General features: G+C 66.6%; 17 protein-coding genes. 11 read left to right on the top strand and 6 right to left on the bottom strand.

All coding sequences use genetic code 11. The features are described from left to right. Window positions 1-138: 138 nt before the first annotated feature. From JQT59_RS04840 to JQT59_RS04825, 4 genes are read left to right on the top strand one after another with little or no spacing between them, the layout of a single operon-like run. Window positions 139-1026 carry a phosphate/phosphite/phosphonate ABC transporter substrate-binding protein gene (locus tag JQT59_RS04840; RefSeq protein ID WP_213574979.1) on the top strand — a complete coding sequence of 296 codons (888 nt, stop codon included), beginning with the start codon at window positions 139-141 and terminating at the stop codon, window positions 1024-1026. Then, window positions 1023-1808 carry a phosphonate ABC transporter ATP-binding protein gene (gene phnC, locus JQT59_RS04835; protein ID WP_213574978.1) on the top strand — a complete coding sequence of 262 codons (786 nt, stop codon included), beginning with the start codon at window positions 1023-1025 and terminating at the stop codon, window positions 1806-1808. The genes JQT59_RS04840 and phnC overlap by 4 nt, the downstream gene beginning before the upstream one ends. Window position 1809: 1 nt before the next feature. After that, window positions 1810-2631 carry a phosphonate ABC transporter, permease protein PhnE gene (gene phnE, locus JQT59_RS04830; RefSeq protein ID WP_213574977.1) on the top strand — a complete coding sequence of 274 codons (822 nt, stop codon included), beginning with the start codon at window positions 1810-1812 and terminating at the stop codon, window positions 2629-2631. Further along, window positions 2628-3356: a tyrosine-protein phosphatase gene (locus JQT59_RS04825; protein WP_213574976.1), complete on the top strand. Its 729-nt coding sequence runs from the start codon at window positions 2628-2630 to the stop codon at window positions 3354-3356. The genes phnE and JQT59_RS04825 overlap by 4 nt, the downstream gene beginning before the upstream one ends. Before the next feature lie 6 nt (window positions 3357-3362). Here JQT59_RS04825 and JQT59_RS04820 read toward each other — a convergent pair whose 3' ends face one another. Beyond that, window positions 3363-4091 (bottom strand): PadR family transcriptional regulator, encoded by a 729-nt coding sequence (locus JQT59_RS04820; RefSeq protein ID WP_213574975.1) that lies wholly within the window; start codon window positions 4089-4091, stop codon window positions 3363-3365. Between the two features lie 133 nt (window positions 4092-4224). On the opposite strand from JQT59_RS04820, the gene JQT59_RS04815 reads away from it, so the two are divergent. From JQT59_RS04815 to JQT59_RS04795, 5 genes are all read left to right on the top strand, one after another. Next, the gene (locus JQT59_RS04815) at window positions 4225-4737 is read left to right on the top strand and encodes a flavin reductase family protein (protein WP_213574974.1); all 513 of its coding nucleotides are present in this window, start codon (window positions 4225-4227) and stop codon (window positions 4735-4737) included. A 93-nt stretch (window positions 4738-4830) separates the two neighbouring features. Continuing rightward, window positions 4831-6498, top strand: coding sequence for an FAD-binding protein (locus JQT59_RS04810; protein ID WP_213574973.1), 1668 nt, complete (start codon window positions 4831-4833; stop codon window positions 6496-6498). Then, window positions 6499-6753, top strand: a complete 255-nt coding sequence (locus JQT59_RS04805) for a hypothetical protein (RefSeq protein WP_213574972.1) — start codon at window positions 6499-6501, stop codon at window positions 6751-6753. A 14-nt stretch (window positions 6754-6767) separates the two neighbouring features. Continuing rightward, window positions 6768-7577, top strand: a complete 810-nt coding sequence (locus JQT59_RS04800; protein WP_213574970.1) for a mycofactocin-coupled SDR family oxidoreductase — start codon at window positions 6768-6770, stop codon at window positions 7575-7577. Beyond that, the gene (locus tag JQT59_RS04795; protein ID WP_213574968.1) at window positions 7577-8407 is read left to right on the top strand and encodes a mycofactocin-coupled SDR family oxidoreductase; all 831 of its coding nucleotides are present in this window, start codon (window positions 7577-7579) and stop codon (window positions 8405-8407) included. Before JQT59_RS04800 ends, JQT59_RS04795 begins: the two co-directional genes overlap by 1 nt. A gap of 29 nt (window positions 8408-8436) precedes the next feature. Here the strand turns inward: JQT59_RS04795 and JQT59_RS04790 are convergent, their stop codons facing one another. Both JQT59_RS04790 and JQT59_RS04785 read right to left on the bottom strand, forming a co-directional pair. Further along, complete coding sequence (locus JQT59_RS04790; protein WP_213574966.1) at window positions 8437-9228, bottom strand: SDR family NAD(P)-dependent oxidoreductase; 792 nt, start codon at window positions 9226-9228, stop codon at window positions 8437-8439. 44 nt (window positions 9229-9272) lie between these two features. Beyond that, window positions 9273-10049, bottom strand: a complete 777-nt coding sequence (locus JQT59_RS04785) for an SDR family oxidoreductase (protein ID WP_213574964.1) — start codon at window positions 10047-10049, stop codon at window positions 9273-9275. A gap of 225 nt (window positions 10050-10274) precedes the next feature. Between JQT59_RS04785 and JQT59_RS04780 the strand changes: the two genes are divergently transcribed. Together JQT59_RS04780 and JQT59_RS04775 are read left to right on the top strand one after the other, a co-directional pair. Beyond that, the gene (locus JQT59_RS04780) at window positions 10275-11219 is read left to right on the top strand and encodes a tyrosine-protein phosphatase (RefSeq protein WP_213574962.1); all 945 of its coding nucleotides are present in this window, start codon (window positions 10275-10277) and stop codon (window positions 11217-11219) included. Further along, window positions 11219-11605, top strand: coding sequence for a nuclear transport factor 2 family protein (locus tag JQT59_RS04775; RefSeq protein ID WP_213574960.1), 387 nt, complete (start codon window positions 11219-11221; stop codon window positions 11603-11605). Before JQT59_RS04780 ends, JQT59_RS04775 begins: the two co-directional genes overlap by 1 nt. A 9-nt stretch (window positions 11606-11614) precedes the next feature. Here JQT59_RS04775 and JQT59_RS04770 read toward each other — a convergent pair whose 3' ends face one another. From JQT59_RS04770 to JQT59_RS04760, 3 genes are read right to left on the bottom strand one after another with little or no spacing between them, the layout of a single operon-like run. Continuing rightward, window positions 11615-12262 carry a nucleoside/nucleotide kinase family protein gene (locus JQT59_RS04770; RefSeq protein ID WP_213574958.1) on the bottom strand — a complete coding sequence of 216 codons (648 nt, stop codon included), beginning with the start codon at window positions 12260-12262 and terminating at the stop codon, window positions 11615-11617. A gap of 24 nt (window positions 12263-12286) precedes the next feature. Continuing rightward, a complete protein-coding gene (locus tag JQT59_RS04765) occupies window positions 12287-12727 on the bottom strand; it encodes a DUF6114 domain-containing protein (protein WP_283254045.1) in 441 nt (146 codons plus the stop codon). Then, window positions 12721-13290 carry a DUF6230 family protein gene (locus JQT59_RS04760; RefSeq protein ID WP_213574954.1) on the bottom strand — a complete coding sequence of 190 codons (570 nt, stop codon included), beginning with the start codon at window positions 13288-13290 and terminating at the stop codon, window positions 12721-12723. The genes JQT59_RS04765 and JQT59_RS04760 overlap by 7 nt, the downstream gene beginning before the upstream one ends. Window positions 13291-13439: the final 149 nt, after the last annotated feature.

Here is a 13439-nt window from a genome sequence, read left to right as displayed (position 1 = left end):
TCTGTCGAGGGGATCGGTGCGAGGTTCGATATATCTGTTGGGAAACGGTTCATCTGCTCGAAACCTCGATGGGTGCGAACGTCTACTTGTCTAGATGAATCTTCGATCACCCCCAATGACAGATTCGAGAGGCCTCCCGTGAGCAACAACCCGAGACTGCGCCGAGCCCTGGCGGCAGCGACCTGCGCTCTGACCGTCTGTGGCGCCGCCGCGTGCGGCGATTCGGCCGCGAACGGCGGTGCACCCGCGGTTCTGAAGGTCGGCCTACCGCCCTCCGAGGCCAACGCCGGCCTGCAGGCGAAGTTCGCGCCGATCACCGACTTGATCGCCACCGGTTCGGGTAAGCCCGTCGAGGTCAAGCCCACCAGTGACTACCTGTCGATCGTGGAGGCGATGCGTTCGGGACTGATCGATGTGGCCGCATTCAGCCCGTTCCCGACACCGCTGGCCGAGGCAGTTGCCGGTGTCACGCCTCTCGTGGTCGCCAAGGGCGCCGCGTACAGCTCGGTGTTCGTGTGTCGTACCGACACCGGCATCGACTCGATCGACGATCTCCGTGGACGCAAGATCGCCTTCGTCGACGCCGGATCGACCAGCGGCAACTACATCCCGAAGCTCCTGCTGAAGCGGGCCGGCATCAACCCGGACACCGACATCGAGGGCAGTTATGCGGGTGGCCACGACACCGCCCAACTCGCGGTGAAGCAGGGTTCGGTCGACTGCGCCGCCGATGCCCGATCGTCGTATCAGACGATGGTGGACAAGGGCGTCATCGACGGTTCGACGCAACGGGTGGTCGCCGAATCCGACCCGATCCCGGTGTCGCTGGTCATCATCGCCCGCAAGGACCTCGATCCGGCCCTCGAACAGGGCATCGTCGACTCCTTCGTCGACGGCGACAATGCGGCGGCGCTCGGCGTGGCGAACGCCACCAGCTTCGAAAAAGCGACCGCCGCCGATTTCGACCTCTTCCGGGACGCCGCCAGCGAGCTCGGCGTGGATCTCGAGGAGTTGTCGCGGAAATGAGCGACGTCGTTATGTCTCCGCGACTCGAGGCGGACGCCGTGAGCTACCGCTATCCGGACGGTACGACCGCCCTCCAGTCCGTGTCGCTGCGGGTTCACGCCGGTGAGATCGTGGCCGTCCTCGGCCGCAGCGGCGCCGGGAAGTCGACGCTGATGCGTTGCCTGGCGGGGCTCGAGATTCCGACGGACGGCCGCGTTCTGCACGACGGCGAGGACCGCGGCACGCTGCGCGGTCGGGCCCGGCGCCGCGCACATGCCCGGGTCGGTGTGGTGTTCCAGGAGTTTCAGCTCGTCGAGCGCGCGACGGTGCTGTCCAACGCGTTGATCGGGCGCCTCGCGTACCAGCCGGTGTTGCCCAGCCTCCTGCATTTCGTTCGGCGCAGCGACCGGGAGATCGCCGTCGAGAGCGTGCGGCGACTCGGCCTCGGCGAGCAGTTGCGTAAACGCGCCGATGCATTGTCGGGCGGACAGCGGCAGCGGGTCGCGATTGCACGAGCCCTCGCCCAGCAGCCGGACATGCTGCTGGCGGACGAACCGGTCGCGAACCTCGATCCCGTGCTCGCACGCGGGGTGGTCGACGACATCGTCCGTCTCGCGCGCGTCGAACGGCTCACCGCGGTCCTGAACCTGCACGACGTCGACCTGGCAAGGCATGTCGCCGACCGCCTGATCGGGCTTCGCGCGGGCCGCCTCGTGTTCGACCGACCGGTGGGTGACGTGTCCTCGTCCGACCTCGATCTCCTCTACGCCGATCCGGCTCGTTCTCCCGTGGGGGTGCAGTGAGATGACACTCGATACCGAACCGAAGCCGGAGGCAGTCGAGAGCACGGCCGACCTGGCGGCTCTGCGGAGACCGTCCTGGCAGACCGCGGCCGGGGTGGTCATCGTGTCGACCGTCCTTCTCTGGGCGGCAGGTGCCACCGAATTTTCGGTGGCCGCTCTGCTCGACGGCATCCCCAACATCGCCGATTTCGTCGGACGGATGTTCCCGCCCGACCTCGCCATCCTCCCCACCGCGATCGCCCTCATGGGGGAGACCCTGGCGATCGCCGTCATCGGAACCACGGTCGGAGTGCTCTTCGCCATACCGTGGGCGCTGCTCGCGGCACGCTCGGTGTTCGACCAGGCCTGGCTTCACCACGCCGCCCGCGGCTCGATCAACCTCACGCGCGCCATTCCCGAGCTGATGTGGGCGTTGCTGTTCGTCTCGGCCGTCGGACTCGGCCCACTCGCGGGAACGCTGGCGATCATCATCGGTTCCGCCGCCGGGATGGCACGTCTGTTCGCCGACATCTTCGAAACGACCGACATGCGCGCATGGGAAGCTGCGGCGGCGTCCGGGGCGAGCCGGGCGCAGCGCATCAGCTGGGTCCTCCTGCCGCAGAGCACACCGACCGTCGCGAGCTACACACTGCTCATGCTCGACGGGAACGTTCGCGCTGCCTCCCTTCTCGGTATCGTCGGTGCGGGCGGTATCGGAATGGAACTGACGCAGCAGCTCCGTCTCTTCGAATACGGCAGTGTCCTCACCATCGTTCTCGTCGTTCTCGTGGTGGTGGTTACCCTCGATCGCGTCGCCTCCCACCTACGGAAGAAGCTCACATGACCGTCGCCGAGACCGCCGTCCTACCGAATCTGCGTGACCTCGGTGGCTTACCGCTCCCCGACGGGCTGCAGACCCGTAGCGGGGTGCTCTACCGCAGCGCGCTTCCGGTCGACGGTGACGCATCGCCGACCGGCGTGGCGGAGTGGCCCGCGCAGACCGTCGTCGATCTGCGCAGTCCCCGGGAACAGGCGACACGCGCGCATCCGTTCGATTCGGCCGACACCGTGGTCCACCGAATCGCGCTGATGTCGGACAGCGAGGTCGCCCGGCCGGACCCGAATTTCCGACTCGCCGATCTCTACCTGAGGGTGCTCGACCGAGCCGGCGCACAACTGGCGGAGATCCTCGACGTGGCGGCCACCGCACCCGGCCCGATTCTCCTCCACTGTGCCGCCGGGAAGGACCGGACCGGCATCGCGGTCGCAATGCTTCTGCGTGTTGCGGGTGTCGGCGCAGCGGAGATAGTGGACGACTACACGGCGACCAACGACCACATGGACGCGGTGCTTGCCAGGATCACCCGATTCGCGCCCGAACTCGGGCGGGTTCATCCCACCAACCGGGACCTGGTCGGCGCCCCTCCCGAGGCGATCCAGGGTGTTCTCGACACGTGGGACGCGGAACCCGGTGGAGTGCGGACCTGGCTCCTGCAACGGGGAGCCACCGAGGATGCCCTCGAACGCTGGACTGCCCGTTTCACCGAAGACGACGACACTCGACGCTGAGTCGGGTCAGCCCTCCGCCTCTTCTGCGTCCCGCGCCGCCTTCATGGCAGCCTGGTACTCCTGCAGGGCGGCGCGGGATCTGCGGATGGCATGTGTTTCAGTGGGTTTGGGAACACCGGGGTGCTCCGGGGCGTCCTCGCCCCGGATCCTCCGGGTGGCCTCGTCGATGTCGGCGAGCATCTGTTTCGCGAGTTCGCCCTCGGCTGCGTAATAGCGCTCCGACCACTTGTTGACCATGTGCGCGAAGGCCCACGTCGGTTCGACCTCGGAGTCGCGGGCGTCGAGCCCGGCCTGTCTGCTCATGCCCTCCACGTACGAGATGTGCTCGCGGAGAGCTTCTTTGAGGTGATCGGGTTCGGTGAGATGGCCGAGCCACATCCGTAGCATCACACCGTGCTTGAGCACGGGCGGATCTATGGGGGCCTCACGCGCCCAGCTGCGGATAACGGCCATACCGGTGTCCGTGATCTTGTACAGCCGCTTGGGTTTCACGCGCGACTCGTCGTCGACGACGGTCCGCGACGTGACGTATCCCAGCTCCTCGAGCTTCTTGAGTTCCGAGTACACCTGACTGAACGACGGGCTCCAGTAGAAGAAGCGCACGCTGTACGACGCCCACTTCTTGAGGTCGTATCCGGACAGCTCCTCGCCGAACGACAAGATGCCGAGCACCGGCCAACTCGTCGACCGAAGGCCGGCGAATCCGGAGCTCTGTGGGGGGTCGGACGAAGGCATGTCCGGAGCCTATCAACCACCGACCTACGAAAGCCTGCCGCTGGGCGGGACGGACCGTTCCGGCGGAGGGCGGCGCCCTCCAGGCTGGAGGCAACCCGTCGAACTCTGTCGACTCGTACTGGTAGGAGGCACGATGACACGAACCGAGGAACCGGCACCACCGGTCGTCCGCGGCTTCGCACCGTCCGATTTCAAGTCCGTGCTCGGGCACTTCTGCACCGGCGTCACCGTCGTCACTGCCCACGACGGCACGAGCCCGCACGGTTTCACGTGCCAGTCGTTCGTCTCGTTGTCGCTCGAACCGCCGTACGTGTCGTTCTGCCCGGCCCGCACGTCGACGAGCTGGCCTCACCTGCGAGCGAGTGAACGCGTCTGCATCAATGTGCTCGCCCACGACCAGCGCGACGTGTGCCGAACCTTCGCGACCAGCGGGGGAGACAAGTTCACCGACGTCGGGTGGTCGTATGCCGACAACGGTGCACCCGCGCTGGACGGCGCTCTCGCCCAGGTGGAGGCCACCGTCGAAGTCGAACACGATGCGGGCGATCACACGATCGTCGTCGCGCGTGTTACCGGCCTGCGCGCGTTGCGTGATGCACCGCCGCTGCTGGTCTACCGCGGCGGACTCGGACTCTTCGTCGGATAGTCGGATGCGTCTCCCGCTCCGCGGGAAGAGTTGTGGGAAAGCGGGATCGACACCGGCAGAGTGTGATCGAGACCACTTCGGAAGGTGTGCACGATGAGCGTAGACGAGCAGGAATGGGACCGGGAAGTCGATCTTCTGGTGATCGGCAGCGGCGCGGGTGGCATGACTGCCGCGCTCGCCGGTGCCGGGCGGGGACTCGACACCCTCGTCGTCGAAAAGGCCTCGGTGTACGGCGGTTCGACGGCCCTCTCGGGCGGAGCCCTGTGGATTCCCAACTCGCCGGTTCTGCTCCGCGAGGGTATGACCGATGATCCGGGCGAGGTTCGGCGGTACCTGGACTCGATCGTCGGCGACAGCGTCCCGCCTGAACGCCTCGAGGCCTACATCGAACAGGGCCCGGCGATGATGCGGTTCCTGGAACAGGCGAGTTCTCATCTCCGGTTCTCCTGGTGCAAGGACTATTCCGACTACCACCCCGAGAACGTGGGTGGGCGCGCAGAGGGTCGTACCGTCGAGCCGCTGCCGTTCGATATGAACCTGCTCGGTTCCGACCGTGAGTTGCAACGTCCCAACGCGTTGGCGATGCCCGGTGGCCTGTACATGACGTCGACGGAGTTCCGTCACCTCAACATGTTCTTCCGGACGTGGGCCGGACGCAGAACCGCGCTCGGTGTCGGTTGGCGCTCGGTCGTCGCCATGGTGCGGCGCAGGCGAATGGAAACACTGGGGCAAGCGCTCGTGGGCCGTTTGCGGCTCGCGCTGAAGGAGGCGGGCGTTCCGCTCTGGCTCAACTCCCCGCTGAAAACCCTCGTCACGGACGCCACCGGTGCCGTCACCGGTGCGGTGGTCGACGCCGGGAAGCGTGAGCTGAAAATCCGGGCACGCCGCGGCGTGCTGCTGGCGACCGGAGGCTTCGAGCAGAACGAGCAGTTGCGGAAGAAGTATCTGCGTGAAGGCGGCAAGGACAACTACAGCGCAGGCTCACCCGACAACACCGGTGACGGGATCATGGCCGGTGAGCAGGTGGGTGCCGCACTCGACCTGATGGACGACGCATGGTGGATGCCGTCGTTCCGGCGTCCCGACGGCATCATGCACGTCCTGGTGTCGGAGCGCTCGATTCCCCCGTCGCTGATCGTCGATCAGAACGGTCGACGCTTCACCAACGAGGCGTCGCCGTACGTGTCGTTCGTCCACGACCAGATCGCTGGAAGGCACGACCCGGTCTGGTTCGTCTTCGACTCGAAGGCCAAGAGCCGCTACCAGTTCGGCGGTGTGATGCCCGGCCAGAAGTTCCCGACCGAGTGGTTCGAGACGGGGCTGATGTTGCGGGCCGATTCCGTCGCGGCGCTCGCGGAGAAGATGGGTGTTCCCGCCGGCGCCTTCGCGGCCGAGATCGACAGGTTCAACGGGTTCGCCCGCGCGGGAGTCGATTCCGACTTCGGACGCGGCGACAGCGCGTACGACCGCTACTACGGAGACCCACGACTGCCCAATCCGACGCTGGACGAGGTGGAGAAGGCTCCGTACTACGCGGTGCGGATGGAGGCGGGTGACCTCGGAACCAAGGGCGGTCTGGTGTGCAACGAGCACAGCCAGGTACTGAACTGGGGCGGCAACCCGATTCCGGGACTCTATGCCACCGGCAACACGTCGGCATCGGTGATGGGCAACGACTATGCCGGCGCGGGTGCGACGATCGGGCCCGCAATGGTGTTCGGGTGGATCGGGGCGCGCCACGCCGCTGGGGCGGTGAGCTGAATGCTGCCCGTCGAATGCCGTCGCTGCGGAAATTCGGTACTCGTCGAGAAGTACAGCGATGCGCACACCAGTGTGCAATGGCTCGGTGACGCCGAACGGTCCTGCCCGGAGTTCGCGCAACTCGCTGCGGCAGGGGAACACTCGATGTTCATCCCCACTTGCGGGGCCCTGCGCGGCTCGATCGACGACGCCGTGGACGACGGGCGGGTAGGGCTGTCGCTGCGCAGCTATCCGACGCCCGGACGCCTGGACTAGGAGGGAGCGGACGAATGGCGCGGATGGCAGGAAAGACCGCCTTCATCACCGGAGCCGGCAACGGCATGGGACGCAGTCATGCGGTCCGGCTCGCCGAGGAAGGCGCCGACATCATCGCCGTCGACCTTCCCGGAGACGAGGCGGCCGCGAGTCTGGCGGAGACTGCCCGACTGGTCGGCGAACTCGGGCGACGCGTGGTGGTCGCACACGCCGACGTGCGGGACCCAGCGGCCCTGCAGGAGGCGGTCGACGCAGGTGTCGCCGAGCTGGGTGCCATCCATGTGGTGGTCGCGAACGCCGGCATCGCCGACAATCCGGGACCGGCGTGGACCATCCCGGACGACGTCTGGAATCGGTCGCTCGACGTCAACCTCACCGGAGTATGGAACACCGTCAAGGCCGCGGTCCCGGCGATTCCCGAGGGCGGCGGTTCCGTCGTCGTGGTCAGTTCCACGGCGGGTATCAAGGCCGTCGCCGGCGCCGCACACTACTCGGCGTCCAAGACCGCCGTGGTCGGGCTGGCGCGGACCCTCGCCAACGAACTCGGCCCCCGGTTCATCCGCGTGAACGTGCTGCACCCCGGCGCGGTCGGCACCCGCATGACATTGAACCCGGCGACGATGTCCCGGCTTCGGCCCGACCTCGAGAAACCCACCGAGGACGACGTGATTCCAGTGCTGACCCGCAACCACCTGCTTCCGGTGCCGTGGCTGGACTCACGCGACGTCAGCAATGCGCTGCTGTTCCTCGCGTCGGACGAATCCCGATACATCACCGGCACCCAACTCGTGGTCGATGCCGGACTCACCCAGAAAGTGTCGTGATGACAGGTCGTGTAGAAGACACCGTCGTTCTGGTGACTGGGGCCGCCCGGGGAATCGGGCGGGCGCAGGCACTGCGGTTCGCCCAGGAGGGCGCCGACGTCATCGCCGTCGACCTGTGCGGACCGGTCGACACGGTGGTGACACCCCCGGCGAGTCCCGAGGACCTCGAGGTGACCGCAAAGCTGGTCCGGGACACCGGCCGCCGAATCGTGACCGCAAGGGTGGACGTGCGCGACGGAGCGGCACTCACCGAGACCGTCGCGGCGGCCACCGCTGAGCTGGGCGGACTGGACTTCGTCTGCGCCACAGCGGGTATCACGTCCTCGGGTGCCGCGCTGGACCTCACCACCGAAACCTGGCAGACCATGCTGGACGTCAACCTGACCGGCGTCTGGCAGACCTGCAAGGCTGCGGCGCCGCATCTGATCGAGCGCGGCGGTGGTGCGATGATTCTCACCAGTTCCATTGCGGGTCTGCGGGGCCTGGTCGGAGTTGCGCACTACACCGCCGCAAAGCACGGTGTCGTGGGATTGATGCGCTCGCTGGCCAAGGAGCTCGCGCCGCACCGGGTTCGGGTCAACAGCGTGCACCCCACCAACGTCGATACGGACATGATCCAGAACGACATGGTGCGGCGGGCGTTCCGGCCCGACCTCGAGCACCCCACTCGTGAGGAGTTCGCCGCGGCCGCAGGGACGATGAACATGCTGCCGATCCCGTGGATCGAACCCGTCGACGTCGCCAACGCCGCTCTGTTCCTGGCCTCGGACGAGGCGCGGTACATCACCTCCGTGGCCCTGCCGGTCGACGCGGGAAGCGTCAGTCGATAACTGAGCTGCCCGCGCCGAAAGGTCGGTGCTCAGGCGTGCGTGCCGCCGTCGATGCGGATCTCCGTGCCGGTGATGAAGGCGCCGTCGTCGGAGGCGAGCATGGCGACGACCCCGGCAACCTGTTCGGGTCCCCCCATCGCGGCGCCGCCGGATTCGAGGGTGGTGGGCAGGATGGGGGAGAGCTTGGAAAACAGAGCCCAATCGGCATCTGCGGGCACATAACCTGCTGTGGCGTCGGTGATCCCGGTTTTGATGCTTCCGGGGGCGACGCTGACCGCGCGCAGGCCCTGCTTGCCGTATTCGAGCGACAACGCATGGGTGAACGACTGGATTCCGCCCTTGCTCGCCGCATACGCCGCCATGTAGGGATGGGCGAAAGCGGCGGAGGTGGAGCTGAAGTTCACGACCACACTGCGCTCGCACCGCAGCAGCGCGGGCAGGCATTCGCGGACCACGAGGAACGTTCCGGTGAGGTTGATGCCGATCACCTGGTTCCACAGGTCGAGGGAGGTGTCGTGGGTGTGCGAGGCACGGAGAATTCCTGCCGCGTTCACGAGTACGTCCAGCCCGCCGAGCTTGCCGATGCTCTCACGTACGCCGTCGATCACCGACGTCTCGTCACCGATATCGATGGTTGTGGTGTCGAGACGCCCGGCGGTGCCCTTCGCCTCGGCCAGCGCCCATGTGTGCTTCAGGCCGTCGTCGGAGACGTCGGCGGCCACGACGGTGCCGCCTTCCTCGAGCAGGCGGAGGACTGTGGCCTGCCCGATTCCGGAGGCGGCGCCCGTCACCAGCACCCGGCGCTCTGTGAAACGATTCATGTCGATACTCCTCGATGTGGTCGGATGGTGCTGATTGATAGAAGTTATTGGCCCATCACATATTTGACTGTCGGTCCCGCGGTCCAGCCGCCGTCGACCGCCAGTTCTGCGCCGGTGACGTAGGCGGCAGCGTCGGACAGGAGGAAGCTGACGGCGCCGGCGATCTCCTCGGGTACGCCCACTCGCGCCATCGGGGTATTGGGATAGTTGCCGTCGCCCTGCTGGATCCCGAGGTCGGCGGTCATCGGTGTGTACGTCATGCCGGGGTGAACCGAGTTGACTCGGATCTTGTCGGTGCCCAGTTCGACCGCCGCGATCTTGGTCAGTCCGCGGACGCCCCATTTGGAGGCGCCGTATCCGGCCGTGAGGGCCAAGCCCATAAGGCCCGCTGCGGAGGAGATGTTGACGATGGATCCGCCCCCGGCCGCCCGCATCGGTGCAATCACGGCCTGGATGCCGTTGAAGACACCGGTGAGATTGATGTCGAGGACGCGGCGGAAGTTCTCGGCCGTCTCGTGTTCGATGTACTGCCCGGCCGAAATACCTGCGTTGTTGACGAGGCCGTCGACCCGGCCGAACTCGCTGACCGTCAGGTCGACCGCGTCCTGCCACTGCTGGCGGTCGGTGACGTCGAGATGGGCGTATCGGGCGCGTGCCCCCAGCTTTTCGGCGGTGGCGCGTCCCTCGTCATCGAGGACGTCCGCCACGACCACGCTCCCGCCCTCGTCGATGATCCGGGCGGCGAACGCGGCACCGAGCCCGCGCGACGCTCCGGAGACGATCACGACCTTCCCCGCTACCTGCTGTGGGATCTCGGTCATCTCAACTCACATCCTCGTCTCGTGACAAATTCCGTTCGTCGGCACGCCGGTGCCGACGGCCCGAGTCTGCTGCGGGTGTCTCCGCCCGGGGAACGGGTTCTCCCGGTCATCGGAATAACTCGTAGCCACGGGAAACGCCGGGGCACTGTGATGTGGATTACCCGCTGACGTTCCGCGCAAGCCGGACGGAAGCGGATCTCGCGACATTCCGACGAAAGGCTGTTCATGTCTCGAAGTGCAAAATCCACCGCCGCTGTGCTGATCACCGGTGGCGTCCTGTTCACCGGCCTGAGTGGTCCCGCGGCCGTGTCAGCGCAGCCGCTCTCGCCACCGGGAATCAGCCTCCCCGATTTCGGTTCCCTGGGTAATGCACGACCCGTCGTCGAAACACCGCGTCTGGCGTCGGTCGACAACTTCCGGGACGTCGGCGGAACCGGGCAGGGGTACGCCACCGGGGAGGGCGACCACGTCACGAGGGGTGTGTTCTACCGCTCTAACGCGCTCGTGCCCAACGACCAGGATCTCGCCGTGCTCACCGGCCTGGGCCTGACCGCCGTGTACGACGTCCGCACGGTCGAAGAGGTCGCCGCGAAGCCGGACAGGCTCCCCGCCGGACCGCGCTACCTCGGCATCCCCATTCTCTCGGGTGATCTGGGCGCCGCAGTGGCGCAATTGAAGTCACCCGCCGATGCGGTGGCGTTCATGCAGAATATGAACCGCAGCTTCGTCGACGACGCGGCCACCCGAGCGGGATTCGCCCAGTTGCTCACTGAAATGGCCCGTACGGCCGGGCCCCAACTGTTCCACTGCACGGCGGGCAAGGACCGCACCGGTTGGGCGTCCGCGCTGCTGCTGTCCATCGCGGGAGTGCCCGAGGGCACCATCTTCGACGACTACCTGCTGACCAACGAGTACACGGCCGCGTCGATGAAAGTGACGTACGACCAGATCGTGGCTTCTCGAGGCGAAACCGTCGCGCAGATCTATAAGCCTCTGCTGGGGGTCGACCGCAGTTATCTCGAGGCTGGGCTCGGCCGGCTCGCCGAGAAGTACGGCACAGTCGACCGCTACCTCACCGAAGGACTGGGACTGAGCCGAGGAACCATCGAAACGTTGCGGCACAAACTGATCACCGCACCGGCGCCGCAACCGAGAAACGGAAACAACTGATGACACATCAGGAACTGCTCACCGCCGACGTTATCCGGACCGCCGTCACCAACTACCTCGACGCCGTGTCCTCGGGCCCGTCCAGCACCATCGCCGCACTGTATGCGGAGGACGCCACCCTCGAAGACCCGGTGGGCGGCGAGGTCCGGGTGGGGCGCGAAGCGATCGAAGCCTTCTACGGCGCCCTCGACGGCGTCGACTGCAAGACTGAACTGCTGACGGTCCGGGTGAGCGGCAACAATGCGGCTTTCCATTTCCGGGTCGTCACAGAAATCGACGGTAACGCTTACGCCATCGAACCCATCGACGTCATGACTTTCGACGACCGCGGAGCCATCACCAGCATGCGGGCGTACTGGTCGCCGTCGGACACGACCGAGCTCTGAGCATCTCCGTCACCCGTTGTCGATGATCAGGTCCGCGCGTCCGCGCGTTTCGGCCACCATCGACGCGTTGATCTCGTCGGTGCCGTGAGCCCAGGCGTGGGCCGCGGGACCCGATTTACCGGCCGCGCGGTGCCGATCGATCAGACGCGCCAGCCTGAGCTCGCGTGGGGTGTCGAGATACCAGACCTCGTCCATCACCGAACGCGCGCGCGGCCAGGCACTTGAAGCAGCGAGCAGATAGTTGCCTTCGGTGAACACCACGTCGACGGCGCGCGGCACTGCGATCGAGGCAGCCACCGGATCGCCGAAGGCGTGGTCGAAGTCGGGCGCGTAGACGACGTCCTCGTCGCGGCTGCGCAGCCGCTCCAGCAGAACGGCGAACCCGGCGTCGTCGAAGGTGTCGACGGCACCTTTGCGATCCGCCGACCCCAGCGCGCGCAGCACGGTGTTGCTGAGGTGGAAACCGTCCATCGGGACCACCACCGTCCGAACCCGCCTCGGCAGGGCCGCCGCTACCTCGGTGACCAACGTCGACTTCCCCGTGCCGGGCGGTCCCGTCACCCCGACGATCAGGCGCTGCCCCGGCACCCGAAGTCCGAGCACACGCTGGGCCAGCTCGTGGGGGTCGGCGGAACCCGCGACCGCGTGGTTGTCCATGGTGCGCCCGTCTGATCGTGCCGGTCAGTCTGCGGTGAGAGTAGTCGGTGGTCTTTGTGGTGCGGTCGTCTCAGCCGGTGGCGCGCCGGAAGGATCAGTCCAGGCGAGGGTGGCACCGGCACCCAAAACACCCATGAGCGTTCCGACGCCGAAGCCGCCGAAATTGGCGGCCGGAAGCGCGACGAGAGCGAGGAGCATCGCGCCTCCACCTGCCGCGACCCGCGTCTTCGGCCGTACCAGCACCGAGCCTGCACACAACAGCATGGAGGCGCCGAGGAACAGCGTGGACACTCCCGAGATGGTGCTGATCGAAATCAGAAGATCACCGACCTCGACGGTGGAGTAGGCGGGAAGCAGGAGGAACACAGCGGAGACAGTGAGCAGGACCGCGCCCCCGAACGGGCGCATGCCGCGCCAATGCCGGAAGCGTTCCCTTCGGGTGAGGGGTGGTTCAGGTGTCAGCAACTCTTCGCACCCATCTCCGAGCTGATGGTGAAGTCGCGCAACGACAGTGAGGTCGCGGTGAGGGACACTCCTTCCAGGCGGGCACCCGTCATCGACAATTCAGCCGCCACCATCCCCGACGTGACCACACCCTGTACGTCCCCGGTAGCAGAGACATCAGCGCCCATCGCGACGTTCGAGATTCCGATCGAACCACCGACGACGGACGCATCGGCGACGAGATCGCGGGCGGTCGTGCCGTCACCCGGGACCCGCAGGAACATCGTGACGTCCCCGACCAGGGGCAGGCCGTGTGCGACCGTCGAGAGGCACACGTCGGTCAGTCGAGCGGACTCGATCAGGATCGCGACCGTGGGCACCTGCCCTGCCTTCGTCTCGACCTGGCGAGGAAAGACGGTGATGCTTTCGCCCTCCACCGCCGACATCGTCCCGACGAACCTCTGACCCGACAGCGCAACGTTCATAGGTAGTTGTCCGTCGGCTATCCCGGCGCCCAGGATCGTGGCGGCGAGCAACCCGCCGGACACGATCGCTGCGAAGCGTCCCTTACGTAATGCTCCCATTCGTTATCGCCGACTCTGGGGTGCTGAAGCGGAATTGGGCATGGTGGCGGTCATTAATCTCCTGAGTGAGCTGGCCGGCGTGGGAAGGGAGCGGGCTCCGTCCCGGGGCTGCATGCTCAACCGCGGCCGCAAGGCTAACAGCCGGCAAA

The organism is Rhodococcus sp. USK13, assembly GCF_018343855.1.
GTDB lineage: Bacteria > Actinomycetota > Actinomycetes > Mycobacteriales > Mycobacteriaceae > Rhodococcus_F > Rhodococcus_F oxybenzonivorans.
The sequence above is the reverse complement of the archived record's forward strand: the minus strand, read 5'-3'. Positions and strand labels throughout refer to the sequence as shown.

Bases quoted from the DNA above. Each gene is read 5' to 3' on its own strand.
- JQT59_RS04805 (WP_213574972.1), top strand. From the start codon at position 6,499: ATGCTGCCCGTCGAATGCCGTCGCTGCGGAAATTCGGTACTCGTCGAG.
- JQT59_RS04820 (WP_213574975.1), bottom strand. From the start codon at position 4,091: ATGCCTTCGTCCGACCCCCCACAGAGCTCCGGATTCGCCGGCCTTCGG.
- JQT59_RS04810 (WP_213574973.1), top strand. From the start codon at position 4,831: ATGAGCGTAGACGAGCAGGAATGGGACCGGGAAGTCGATCTTCTGGTG.
- JQT59_RS04795 (WP_213574968.1), top strand. From the start codon at position 7,577: ATGACAGGTCGTGTAGAAGACACCGTCGTTCTGGTGACTGGGGCCGCC.
- phnE (WP_213574977.1), top strand. From the start codon at position 1,810: ATGACACTCGATACCGAACCGAAGCCGGAGGCAGTCGAGAGCACGGCC.
- phnC (WP_213574978.1), top strand. From the start codon at position 1,023: ATGAGCGACGTCGTTATGTCTCCGCGACTCGAGGCGGACGCCGTGAGC.
- JQT59_RS04825 (WP_213574976.1), top strand. From the start codon at position 2,628: ATGACCGTCGCCGAGACCGCCGTCCTACCGAATCTGCGTGACCTCGGT.
- JQT59_RS04785 (WP_213574964.1), bottom strand. From the start codon at position 10,049: ATGACCGAGATCCCACAGCAGGTAGCGGGGAAGGTCGTGATCGTCTCC.
- JQT59_RS04775 (WP_213574960.1), top strand. From the start codon at position 11,219: ATGACACATCAGGAACTGCTCACCGCCGACGTTATCCGGACCGCCGTC.
- JQT59_RS04790 (WP_213574966.1), bottom strand. From the start codon at position 9,228: ATGAATCGTTTCACAGAGCGCCGGGTGCTGGTGACGGGCGCCGCCTCC.
- JQT59_RS04800 (WP_213574970.1), top strand. From the start codon at position 6,768: ATGGCGCGGATGGCAGGAAAGACCGCCTTCATCACCGGAGCCGGCAAC.
- JQT59_RS04760 (WP_213574954.1), bottom strand. From the start codon at position 13,290: ATGGGAGCATTACGTAAGGGACGCTTCGCAGCGATCGTGTCCGGCGGG.
- JQT59_RS04815 (WP_213574974.1), top strand. From the start codon at position 4,225: ATGACACGAACCGAGGAACCGGCACCACCGGTCGTCCGCGGCTTCGCA.
- JQT59_RS04770 (WP_213574958.1), bottom strand. From the start codon at position 12,262: ATGGACAACCACGCGGTCGCGGGTTCCGCCGACCCCCACGAGCTGGCC.
- JQT59_RS04780 (WP_213574962.1), top strand. From the start codon at position 10,275: ATGTCTCGAAGTGCAAAATCCACCGCCGCTGTGCTGATCACCGGTGGC.